Annotated in this window: 12 protein-coding genes; 9 read left to right on the plus strand and 3 right to left on the minus strand. The window is 70.4% G+C overall.

From position 1 onward, the window contains the following. Positions 1-78 precede the first annotated feature (78 nt). Positions 79-1,710 carry a beta-N-acetylhexosaminidase gene (locus ACZ4AA_RS06570; RefSeq protein WP_467596435.1) on the minus strand — a complete coding sequence of 544 codons (1,632 nt, stop codon included), beginning with the start codon at positions 1,708-1,710 and terminating at the stop codon, positions 79-81. 444 nt (positions 1,711-2,154) lie between these two features. Here ACZ4AA_RS06570 and ACZ4AA_RS06575 point away from each other — a divergent pair, with 444 nt between their 5' ends. The 5 genes from ACZ4AA_RS06575 (at position 2,155) to ACZ4AA_RS06595 (ending at position 6,329) form a co-directional block, all read left to right on the plus strand. Next, entirely contained in the window at positions 2,155-2,727 is a 573-nt protein-coding gene (locus tag ACZ4AA_RS06575) for a 2-oxo-4-hydroxy-4-carboxy-5-ureidoimidazoline decarboxylase (protein WP_467597090.1), read from the plus strand. Between the two features lie 167 nt (positions 2,728-2,894). Further along, positions 2,895-3,275, plus strand: a complete 381-nt coding sequence (gene sdhC / locus ACZ4AA_RS06580) for a succinate dehydrogenase, cytochrome b556 subunit (protein ID WP_467596438.1) — start codon at positions 2,895-2,897, stop codon at positions 3,273-3,275. 5 nt (positions 3,276-3,280) lie between these two features. Next, positions 3,281-3,772, plus strand: coding sequence for a succinate dehydrogenase hydrophobic membrane anchor subunit (locus ACZ4AA_RS06585; RefSeq protein ID WP_261705971.1), 492 nt, complete (start codon positions 3,281-3,283; stop codon positions 3,770-3,772). Between the two features lie 23 nt (positions 3,773-3,795). Then, positions 3,796-5,550, plus strand: a complete 1,755-nt coding sequence (gene sdhA / locus ACZ4AA_RS06590) for a succinate dehydrogenase flavoprotein subunit (protein WP_467596442.1) — start codon at positions 3,796-3,798, stop codon at positions 5,548-5,550. Beyond that, entirely contained in the window at positions 5,550-6,329 is a 780-nt protein-coding gene (locus tag ACZ4AA_RS06595; protein WP_467596445.1) for a succinate dehydrogenase iron-sulfur subunit, read from the plus strand. The genes sdhA and ACZ4AA_RS06595 overlap by 1 nt, the downstream gene beginning before the upstream one ends. A 182-nt stretch (positions 6,330-6,511) precedes the next feature. Here ACZ4AA_RS06595 and ACZ4AA_RS06600 read toward each other — a convergent pair whose 3' ends face one another. Both ACZ4AA_RS06600 and ACZ4AA_RS06605 read right to left on the minus strand, forming a co-directional pair. Beyond that, entirely contained in the window at positions 6,512-7,387 is an 876-nt protein-coding gene (locus tag ACZ4AA_RS06600) for a hypothetical protein (RefSeq protein ID WP_467596447.1), read from the minus strand. Positions 7,388-7,451: 64 nt separating this feature from the next. After that, entirely contained in the window at positions 7,452-7,904 is a 453-nt protein-coding gene (locus ACZ4AA_RS06605; RefSeq protein ID WP_467596450.1) for a hypothetical protein, read from the minus strand. Positions 7,905-8,274: 370 nt separating this feature from the next. On the opposite strand from ACZ4AA_RS06605, the gene ACZ4AA_RS06610 reads away from it, so the two are divergent. The 4 genes from ACZ4AA_RS06610 to ACZ4AA_RS06625 all read left to right on the plus strand — a co-directional run bounded on the left by ACZ4AA_RS06610 (position 8,275) and on the right by ACZ4AA_RS06625 (position 11,236). Beyond that, positions 8,275-9,261, plus strand: a complete 987-nt coding sequence (locus ACZ4AA_RS06610) for an ArsR/SmtB family transcription factor (RefSeq protein ID WP_467596453.1) — start codon at positions 8,275-8,277, stop codon at positions 9,259-9,261. A 212-nt stretch (positions 9,262-9,473) separates the two neighbouring features. Beyond that, complete coding sequence (locus ACZ4AA_RS06615) at positions 9,474-9,881, plus strand: hypothetical protein (protein WP_467596456.1); 408 nt, start codon at positions 9,474-9,476, stop codon at positions 9,879-9,881. A gap of 5 nt (positions 9,882-9,886) precedes the next feature. After that, a complete protein-coding gene (locus ACZ4AA_RS06620) occupies positions 9,887-10,402 on the plus strand; it encodes a thiol-disulfide oxidoreductase DCC family protein (protein WP_467596459.1) in 516 nt (171 codons plus the stop codon). Between the two features lie 150 nt (positions 10,403-10,552). Beyond that, positions 10,553-11,236, plus strand: a complete 684-nt coding sequence (locus tag ACZ4AA_RS06625) for a TetR family transcriptional regulator (RefSeq protein WP_467597091.1) — start codon at positions 10,553-10,555, stop codon at positions 11,234-11,236. Positions 11,237-11,291: the final 55 nt, after the last annotated feature.

An 11,291-nucleotide genomic window follows, 5' to 3' on the forward strand; every position in this document is an offset into this window, starting at 1 on the left:
CCCGGTACGCGAACAAGTAAGAGGAACTTAAGGTTCTGGGCGCCTCCGCGTCCAGCCCCGGCCTGCGGTGACGGCGGCTCAGTTCAGTTGGTCCGCCAGTGCCGTGAACCGGGGCCAGGACAGGGACGGTGGGCGCGGGTCCCACAGTTTCTGGGTCAGGGCTCGCAGCGGCATGCGGATGCCCGCCGCGACCTGGTCCTGCGTCTGGGAGTTCGCGAGGTCGCACCAGACGGCGAAGGACCCGCCGAGGATCTGGGAGTCGTACCGCGCGGGCACCGGCGTCGTACCGCGCAGCACGAGGGGTGTCCACTGCTCGTAGATGCGCCGCCCGGTCGGATAGACGAAGGTCTGCGGCTCGCCGAGGACGTAGTACAGGTACTCGTCGTTGTAGTTGATGACCTTGCGGCCCGCGCTCAGGTACTCCACCGGCTGCCGGGCGCCGATCTCCTTGCCCGTCCAGTACGCCACCTGGAGGGCGCCGTCGGCCCGGACGGTGCTGCTGCGGAAGAACCCGTCGTTCCAGGCCCGTGCCGTGCGGCCGTGACCGTGGATCAGCTTGGCGCGGTCGTTCAGCCAGCCGGTGGTCAGGTCGGCGACGCCCGCGCCCGGCCCGTATCTGCTCCGCGCCGCCGCGGCCAGCTGCGGGAAGGACGCGGCGGGGTTCGCCACCGTCAGGGCCTGGTACTCGTCGCCGCCGAGGTGCCAGTCGGTGCCGGGGAACAGGTCGGCGTACTCGGTGAGCAGATCGTCGACGATCTTCGCCGCGGCGGGCTTGGAGATGTCCACGGCGCCACGGACGGGGACGCCCGACACATTGCGCAGCTGGAGGTCGGTGTGGGCCGCGATGACCGCGCCGAGGTGTCCCGGTGAGTCGATCTCGGGCACGACGGTGATGTGCCGGCTCGCCGCGAGGGCGACGATCCGGCGCACCTCGTCCTTGGTCAGATGCTGCTGCGAGACGATCTCGGGGTGCGTGTCGGACGCGATGCGGAAGCCCTGGTCGTCGGAGAAGTGCAGGCCGAGCTGGTTGTACTTCAGGTCACCGAGCTCGCGCACCCGGTCCTCGATCCAGGCAGCGGTGAAGTACTTGCGCGCGATGTCCAGCATGAACCCGCGGACCGGCTTCGCGGGCCGGTCGTGCACGACGCCCTCCGGCGCCGTACCGCCTCCGTGCACCTCCTGCTTGAGGGTGCGCGTGCCGTAGAAGACCCCGGCCTCGGCGGGCCCGGTGATGGCGACCCGCCCGTTCGCGACGGTGAGGGTGTACGACTCCGGGCCCGCGTTCCCCTTGTCGAGGCCGAGTTCGACATCGCCCGCCTTCGCGCCCGTCCGTCCCGCGTACGTCAGCTTCAGTTCGCCGGCGAGCAGCCTGCCCTCGTCGGCGAGGCCGTCGGTGTCCACGACCACCCGGCCTCCGGGTGCCGGGCGCCAGCCGGGGCCGTGGGCCGCGATGTGCTCGCGTACGGCGGGGATGGTGCGCGGCGCCGTGGAGAGCGGGTAGCTCCGGGTCGGGGAGGGAGAGGCCGCGGACACGGCCTGCGACCTGTCGGCGGACGGCACCTTGGCCCCGGCCGGCCCCCCTGTTCCGTCGGGCCAGACCGCCACGGCCACCGCCACCACGCCGGCGACCGCCAGACCGGCCGCGACGAGTTTGGCCCGCCCGTGCTGTTCCGTCCGCCGCCGCGGCGCGCGCCGCCTGCCACCGCTCACTCCGCCACCCTCGTCTCACCGCGCCCGCCCACAGCGCTCACTTGCCAGGCCCGCTCACGTGCGCCCGTCCGTCACCACGCCCGCGTCCGAGCGCGCGCTTCACCGCGCTCGCGTCCGAGCGCCCATCTCATCGTGCCGTCGCCCGGCCGGTACTCCGTTCAGGTGTACTCCCCCCGCGCGTCGTCCGCCTTCTCGGGACCTCACGCCGGACCTGCTCCCCGCCCCGGGGCGAACTCTGCCCCGACCGTCACCCCAACCGTCCACCACACGCTCCGAAACTCTCCCGTGCGGGTGAAATCCGGGCATCCGTCGGACAGGTCACGACACACCTCGATAGCGTGAGCGGCACAGCTTTCACTTCTCCCCCTGCCGAAACACACGTATCGCACGCACGTCACGCTCAGCCGGACGTCGCGCGTCCCACCCCCACGCCGAGGACCCACGCTGACGTCTCACCGTCTCCCACGCCTCCCCGGCCAGGTCGCCCTGCCCGAACAGAAGAGCGCGGTACCGTCCCCGGTCCGCCTCGACGGGTTCAACTCCGCGCCCGCCGGAGAGGTCACCCGCGCCCTGCTGGGCTGCTGCCGCAGCCCGCGCTGGGTCCACCGCCTGGCCGACCACCGCCCCTACCCGGACCTCGGCGCCCTGCTGGCCGCGGCCGACGAGGCGGCGTACGACCTGACCCCCGCCGACCTGGCCGAAGCCCTGGCCGGCGAATCGCTGACGCCGCTCCCGGACGGCGCGTACTCCGCCGCGCACACGGCCCTCAGCGCCGCGCACGCCGCGTACGAGAGCAGATTCGGGCATGTGTTCGTCATCTGTCTGGACGCATTCAGTCCGGGTGAGGCCCTCGACCAGGTGCTCGTCGGCATCCGGTCGCGCCTGGCGAACGACCCCGAGGAGGAACGGGTCGTCACCGCGGACGAGCTGCGCCGACTCGCCCGCGGCCGGCTGACCCGTCTCGTCCGCCAGTTCGCCCACGAGCCGCGACACGCCGACATCCGGCGTCCGGAATAGCCCGAACGTGCCTGATTGATTGCCAGTTTGATCACATTGATAGGGCCGCTGTAAGCGTTCCGACAACACGTCGCTACGATGGCCAGGGCCGGTGGACCGTACCCGGCCGGGCCCGACCGACAGAGAAGCCGGCGCGGCCCCAATCCCCGCTCCCGGAGGGTTCTTCCGTGCCGGCTGGAACGCTGTACCGCGGCCGGGAAGGAATGTGGTCCTGGGTGGCTCATCGAGTCACCGGCGTCCTCATCTTCTTCTTCCTGTTCGTACACGTGCTGGACACCGCTCTCGTCCGTGTCTCCCCCGAGGACTACGACAAGGTCGTAGCCACGTACAAGACGCCGATCGTCGCGCTGCTGGAATACGGCCTCGTGGCCGCCATTCTCTTCCACGCGCTCAACGGCCTGCGTGTCATCGCCGTCGACTTCTGGTCCAAGGGCCCGCGCTACCAGAAGCAGTTGCTCTGGTCCGTCGTCGGTATCTGGGTCGTGCTGATGTTCGGGGCTCTTTACCCCGTCCTCGGTCACGCATTCCGCGAAGTATTCGGGAGCTGACGCAGATGTCCACTACTGACACCGCCGCTTCCGGTATCGGCCCCGTAGAAGGTGCCGGAGATTTCTCGGCCTACAGCGTCGACAACCCGGCCCCGTTCATCGAGGCCCCGCGCAAGCGCACCAAGAAGACCCCGAAGTCGACCCGCGGCAACTTCGAGATGTACGGCTGGCTCTTCATGCGCCTGTCCGGCATCGTCCTGGTCGTCCTGGTCCTCGGCCACCTGCTGATCCAGCTCGTCCTCGACGGCGGCGTCTCCAAGATCGGCTTCGCCTTCGTGGCCGGCCGCTGGGCGAGCCCGTGGTGGCAGGCCTGGGACCTCGCGATGCTGTGGCTGGCCATGCTGCACGGCTCCAACGGTCTGCGTACCGTCATCAACGACTACGCGGAACGCGCGGGCACCCGCCTGTGGCTGAAGGGCCTGCTCTACACCGCCACGGTGTTCACGATCCTGCTGGGCACGCTGGTGATCTTCACCTTCGACCCGAACATCCGCTAGGCACGGGGCTGAGGCAACCACTCATGAAGATCCACAAGTACGACACCGTCATCGTCGGCGCCGGCGGCGCCGGCATGCGCGCTGCCATCGAGGCGACGAAGCGCAGCCGCACCGCCGTGCTGACGAAGCTCTACCCCACCCGCTCCCACACGGGCGCCGCGCAGGGCGGTATGGCCGCCGCGCTCGCCAACGTGGAAGAGGACAACTGGGAGTGGCACACCTTCGACACGATCAAGGGCGGTGACTACCTGGTCGACCAGGACGCCGCCGAGATCCTGGCGAAGGAGGCCATCGACTCGGTCCTCGACCTGGAGAAGATGGGCCTGCCGTTCAACCGGACGCCCGACGGGACGATCGACCAGCGCCGCTTCGGCGGTCACTCCCGCAACCACGGCGAGGCCCCGGTGCGCCGGTCCTGCTACGCCGCGGACCGCACCGGTCACATGATCCTCCAGACGCTGTACCAGAACTGCGTCAAGGAGGGCGTGGAGTTCTTCAACGAGTTCTACGTCCTCGACCAGCTCATCGTCGAGGTCGACGGCGTCAAGCACTCGGCGGGCGTCGTCGCCTACGAGCTCGCGACCGGCGAGATCCACGTCTTCCAGGCGAAGTCCGTGATCTACGCGTCCGGCGGCACCGGCAAGTTCTTCAAGGTGACCTCCAACGCGCACACCCTCACGGGTGACGGCCAGGCGGCCGTCTACCGGCGCGGGCTGCCACTGGAGGACATGGAGTTCTTCCAGTTCCACCCGACCGGCATCTGGCGCATGGGCATCCTGCTGACGGAGGGCGCCCGCGGTGAGGGCGGCATCCTCCGCAACAAGGACGGCGAGCGCTTCATGGAGAAGTACGCGCCGGTCATGAAGGACCTCGCGTCCCGTGACGTCGTGTCCCGCTCCATCTACACGGAGATCCGCGAGGGCCGCGGCTGCGGTCCCGAGGGCGACCACGTCTACCTCGACCTCACGCACCTCCCGCCGGAGCAGCTCGACGCCAAGCTCCCGGACATCACGGAGTTCGCGCGGACCTACCTCGGCATCGAGCCCTACACGGACCCGATCCCGATCCAGCCCACCGCGCACTACGCCATGGGCGGCATCCCGACGAACGTCGAGGGTGAGGTCCTCTCGGACAACACCACCGTCGTCCCGGGCCTGTACGCCGCCGGCGAGGTCGCCTGTGTGTCCGTGCACGGCGCCAACCGTCTGGGCACGAACTCGCTGCTCGACATCAACGTCTTCGGACGCCGGGCCGGCATCGCGGCCGCGGAGTACTCGGCGAAGGCCGGCTTCGTGGAGCTGCCCGAGAACCCGGCCGAGCAGGTCGTCGCCCAGGTCGAGGGCCTGCGCGGCTCCACGGGCACCGAGCGGGTCGCCGCGATCCGCCTGGAGCTCCAGGAGTGCATGGACGCCAACGTGATGGTGTTCCGCACCGAGCAGACGATCAAGACGGCCGTGGAGAAGATCGCGGAGCTCCGCGAGCGCTACAAGAACGTCTCGGTCCAGGACAAGGGCAGGCGCTTCAACACCGACCTGCTGGAGGCCATCGAGCTGGGCAACCTGCTCGACCTGGCCGAGGTCATGGCCGTCTCCGCGCTCGCCCGCAAGGAGTCCCGCGGCGGTCACTACCGCGAGGACTACCCGAACCGCGACGACGTCAACTTCATGCGCCACACCATGGCGTACCGCGAGGTCGGCGACGACGGCACCGAGTCCATCCGTCTCGACTACAAGCCGGTCGTCCAGACCCGCTACCAGCCGATGGAGCGTAAGTACTGATGGCTACTCCCACTCTGGACAAGGCGGACGCGGCCGGCGCACCCGAGCCCGGTTTCGCCGACTCCCCCTACATCACCGCCACGTTCCGCATCCGCCGGTTCAACCCGGAGGTCTCGGCGGAGTCGGTCTGGGAAGACTTCCAGCTCCAGATCGACCCCAAGGAGCGTGTCCTCGACGCGCTGCACAAGATCAAGTGGGACCAGGACGGCACGCTCACCTTCCGCCGCTCCTGCGCCCACGGCATCTGCGGGTCGGACGCCATGCGGATCAACGGCAAGAACCGTCTGGCCTGCAAGACGCTGATCAAGGACCTCAACCCCGCGAAGCCGATCACGGTCGAGGCCATCAAGGGCCTGACGGTGCTCAAGGACCTCGTGGTCGACATGGACCCGTTCTTCCAGGCGTACCGCGACGTGATGCCCTTCCTCATCACGAAGGACACCAACGAGCCGACGCGCGAGCGCCTTCAGTCGGCCGAGGACCGCGAGCGGTTCGACGACACGACCAAGTGCATCCTGTGCGCGGCGTGCACGTCGTCCTGCCCGGTGTTCTGGAACGACGGCCAGTACTTCGGTCCGGCCGCCATCGTGAACGCCCACCGCTTCATCTTCGACTCGCGTGACGAGGCCGGGGAGCAGCGGCTGGAGATCCTCAACGACAAGGACGGTGTGTGGCGCTGCCGCACCACGTTCAACTGCACGGACGCCTGCCCGCGCGGTATCGAGGTCACCAAGGCGATCCAGGAAGTCAAGCGCGCCCTGATCACGCGCCGCTTCTGACCCTCGCCCCGTGACCCGCCGCAGGGCCCGCTCCTTCCGGGGCCCTGCCGGTCGGTCCCGAACCTTGTGACGTCGGCCTTCGAGACCTGGGAACGGTCTCGGAGGCCGACGTCGTCGTTGGTGCGGGTGCCGTCACGGCCGGGAGAGCCGGTGAGGACCGGGCCCGGAGACGGTCCGCGCCGTCATCCCAGTACGTCCGTGGCGACCTTGTCCTGGCGTTGCATGAGGGAGCGCCAGGACGCGAGGGCCGCCGGGTGCGCCTCCAGCCAGGCCCGCTGGACGACGGCCAGCCGCGTGTAGGCCGTCCGCAGGTAGTCGGTGTCCGCCTTGCAGCGGATGTCCGCCCGGGCGACGGGGTTGGTGGCGAAGTCGGTGTCGCGGGGGAGGCTGTCGAGCAGGTTGACCGGGTCGTCCGTGGCGACTCCGGCGACTCGCATGCAGCGCGCCCAGCGGGCGTCGGCCGCGCGGAAGGCCGGGTCCTTGTCCAGGTTCTTGCGGGCCTGCTCCTCGCCCTCGCCGAGCTGGATGCTGACCTGGAGCCACCGCAGGCGCTCGGATCCGAGCAGCCGCTTCTCGGCCTCCGCCTGGCAGCCCTGGGCCGGCCAGGACACCTTGATGGACTTGCCGCGGGCGGTGATGCGCCGGTCGCCGGGGCCGTAGAGCGCGGCGAGGAACGCCTTGCTCTCCCGGTGTTCCGTCGCGGCCGGCGCGGGGCTCGCGGTCGCGGTGGTGAGCGACTCCAGGCCGAACGGCAGCGGATGGTCGACGGTGGACGTGCTCGGCCGGGGAATCGCGGCCGGTGTGTACCGGTGGCCGTGGGCCGTCATGCAGCTGACGGCCAGCCGCCGTTCCGCCTCCGCGATCCGCCACTGCCGTTCGCTGGGCGCGTGGAGCAGTGGGTGGAACGGCAGCCGGGCGCTCAGGCGTCCGGCGTCCGCCGTCGGCCGCGGGGCGGCGGCCGACGGACCGGACCGGCCCGCGTACACCCAGGCGGCACAGGCGGCGACCACCACGGCGGTCGCGGCCGTGACGAGTGCGGTGATCCTACGGGTCTCCAAGGTCTTCCTCCTCCCGGCGCGGTGGATCCGGCGGCGGACCGCCGGATCCGTGACGCGGCACGGGTCAGTAGCAGCCGCCCGGGTTGGAGGTGGTCAGCGAGAGGGAGCTGGCCGACAGCGCGGCGGTCAGTTCCTCGACCTCGCTGCCGGGCTTGACGCAGAAGAGCATCCCGCCGCCGGAGTTGATGTTCAGGTAGTACCGGGAGTAGTAGCCGCCGCTGCTGGAGTTACTGGCGGACCACGCGTTGTCGTTGACGGTCGTGCCGGAGCCGGCGGTGCCGTAGGTCGTGTTGTTGAAGGTGTCGTTCGTGAAGTTGCTGTCGCTGTCGTAGTACGAGTGCCTCGCGCTGTTGAAGCTGGACCAGAACACACAGTGGTAGCCGCCGGAACAGTTCGTGCCGGCCGATGCGGGAGACGCCGTGACGACTCCGCCGACGGCGAGAGCCGCGGCCAGGGCCGCGGTCGCCGCGAGCGCCTTGCGTGACCGGACCCATCCAGCCTTTATCGGTACTAACATGACAATCCTTTCATGTCGACCCGAGGTGGCCCCACCACAGTGGCAGCACCTCCACCGATTTCCCACGCGTTGCGGCCAGGGCCGAAAAGCGCAGGTAGACGCCGAATGCGGAACGCTGAAGGCGCACAGGTGATGCACAGGTATATCCGTACATGGCCGAATACCGCCTGTTGCAGGTGTTGTCAGCCGTGTCCGGCGGCGGACATGATGACTCGCCGGGCCAGAACAGGCCGGACGGACGGCCGTTGTCACAGCGCGGCCGCACGGGGGCGGCCGCCGTCACAGCGCGGCCGTACAGGGGCGGCCGTTGTCGCAGTGCGGCCGTACGGGGGACGGCCGTTGTCACAGCGCGGCCGTACGGGAGGCCGTCATGCTGCACATCCATTTCACCGAGGCCGACTTGGCACGTACCCGGCTGGCGTCCGAGCCGGATCCGCTCTGGGAGATCGCCCTGAGCCTGCACCGGTTACAGACGCGGCAGGGGCGCAGCGCGCACGCGGAGTGGTACCGGGCGACCCGTCTGCGGCTGGCCGACCAGGGGCTTGAGGGAGTCCTGCGGCACCTTCTGCTGCCGGTCCTCCCGAGGGCGGCGTACTTCCCCGACTTCCTGACCCCGACACGGGGCGGCCAGGGACTCGGGGCCGGACTCGCGGCACTGGTGGACACCCCCACCGACCGGGTGCGCCGGGAGGTGAGGCGCTTCGTGGCGGTCGGGGCGCCGTCGTGGGCACCGCGGCTCGTGGAGCGCGAGATGCGTCAGGACCTGGCGAACGCCCTGCGGCGGTACCACGAGGTCGCCCTGGCGCCCTACCGGGAGCGGACGCTGGCCCGGGTGGAGGCGGACCGGTCGGTCAGGGGACGGGCCCTGCTGGCCGGCGGAGCGGACGGGCTGCTCGACGGGCTGGGCCCGCAGATGCGCTGGGATCCACCGGTGCTCCATGTGCGCTACCCGCCGGAGGAACGCGACCTCGTGCTCGACGGGCGGGGGCTGACCCTCGTGCCGTCGTACTTCTGCTGGGGCCCTCCGGTCTCGCTGGCCGACTCGACGCTGCCGCCCGTGCTGGTCTATCCCGTGCTCCGGGAGGTCCGGCCGGCCGCCGTCGACCGCCCGCTCGGCGTGCTGCTGGGCCGGACCCGGGCCCAGGTGCTGCGAGGAACCGCGCTGGGCGCGAACACGGGCGAACTGGCCCGCCTGGCCGGGGTGTCGGCCCCCACGGTGAGCCAGCACATCTCGGCCCTGCGGGACGCGGGCCTCATCAGCAGCCTCCGGTACGGCGCGAGTGTCCTGCACACGCTCACCCCGCTCGGGGCGGCCCTGCTGCGGGGCCCCGACAGGCCGGTCTCCGCGCTGTCCTGACCGGCGGCGGGCGGCGAACGGTGGACGAACGTCACCCTTCCCCTGCCGCACGACAGTACGAGCCCCCACGGGCAACGGGGCTTCGGGCATGCCGAGTTCGGCGGCGGCCGGGTCCGCGACGACCCTCCTCGGATCAGACTTGAACATGTTCAAAAGCAGGTCTACATTCATCCCTGACAGCGTTTTGAACGCGTTCAAGAAGGGGTGGGGACATGGACCTCACGGTCGTCGCGTACGTCATCTATCTGCTGGTCAGCATCGCGCTGACGGTCTGGGTGGCGCGCACGCTGAGCCACAACGGACGGATCTTCCTGTCGGACGTCCTGCACGGCAACGAGAAGCTCGCCGACGCCGTCAACCACCTGCTGGTGGTGGGCTTCTACCTCGTCAACCTGGGCTTCGTCGCGCTCTATCTGCACCAGAACGACGAGATCTCCAACGCCCGCGAGATCTTCGAGGCCCTGTCGACCAAGCTGGGCGTCGTCCTGCTGGTGCTCGGCGTCATGCACCTGGGCAACGTCTACGCGCTCAACAAGATCCGGCGGCGGGGCGTCATGGAGCGGGAGCAGACCCCGCCGGTACGGCCGACGGACTGGGCCGCGCCCGCGAGCGGGGTGTGAGACCGGTGACCGGCACACCGGCCAGCCGGGACCGGGACGCCGAGCGCGTCCCGGTCCTCGGGCTCACCGTCCTCTACGACGCGCACTGCTCCCTGTGCGCGGCCCTGAAGAAGTGGCTCGCCGGACAGCACCAGCTCGTACCGCTGCGGTTCGTGCCGGCCGGCTCCGGGGAGGCCGCCCGGCTCTGCCCGGGACTCGACCACGGCGCCACCCTGGACGAGATCACCGTCCTCGGGGACTCCGGGCAGGTCTACCAGGGAGCCTCCGCCTGGATCGTCACCCTGTGGGCGCTGCGCGAGTACCGGCCCCTGGCCCATCGGCTGAGCACTCCGGCGGGTGCCCGGCTGGCCAGGGGCGCGACCCTCGCCGCCGCCAAGTGGCGCGAGGCGCAGTCGTCCGGGCGGTGGGGCGGCGGCACGTACGACCGGAACGACGGCTGGCGCTACGACCCGGCCGTCGGCTGGACCTTCGAGCCGCCCGCCTGCGACGGCGGGGGCTGCCCCGCCGTCCCCAGTCGTTAGGCTCGTCCCGTGCCAGCACCGACAGACAGCCCCGGCCCCGACGGGTCCCCCGAGCCCACCGCGTCCCCCGGGCCCGCCAAGTCCCCGGGCAGGGAAGCCAGGAGCCCGGCGAAGAGCGAACAGACCCGGGCCCTGATCCTGGAGACCGCGATGCGGCTCTTCCAGGAACGCGGCTACGACAAGACGACGATGCGGGCCATCGCCCAGGAGGCCGGGGTCTCCGTCGGCAACGCGTACTACTACTTCGCCGGCAAGGAACACCTGATCCAGGGTTTCTACGACCGGATCGCCGCCGAACACCGGGCGGCGGTCCGGGACGTGCTGGACCGCGAGAGGGACCTGGAGGCCCGGCTGGGCGGGGTGCTGCGGGTGTGGCTGGACATCGCCACGCCGTACCACGAGTTCGCCGTGCAGTTCTTCAAGAACGCGGCCGACCCGGACAGTCCGCTCAGCCCCTTCTCTCCCGAGTCCGAGCACGCGCGCCAGGAGGCGATCAGCGTCCACAAGGAGGTGCTGGCCGGGGCGAGGACCAAGGTCCCCGAGGAACTGCGCGAGGTGCTGCCCGAGCTGATGTGGCTCTCGCAGATGGGGCTCGTCCTGTACTGGGTCTTCGACCGGACCGAGGACCGCGAGCGCAGCTACCGGCTCGCCGAGCGCGGCGCGCGGCTGACGGCGCGCGGTGTCTCGCTGGCCCGCTTCCGGCTGCTGCGCCCCCTGGTCCACGAGGTGCACGAACTGTTCACGGACTTCCTGCCGGGCATGACGAAGGCCCTGCCGGACCCGGCGAAGAAGACGGGACGAGAACCTTCCCCACCGGCCGGGAAGACGGAGTGAGGGGCGCCCGCCGAGGCGGGCACCCCCCGTCGCGCCGGAACGGTCCGGGGCTGTA

This window comes from Streptomyces sp. NPDC024698, assembly GCF_055559015.1.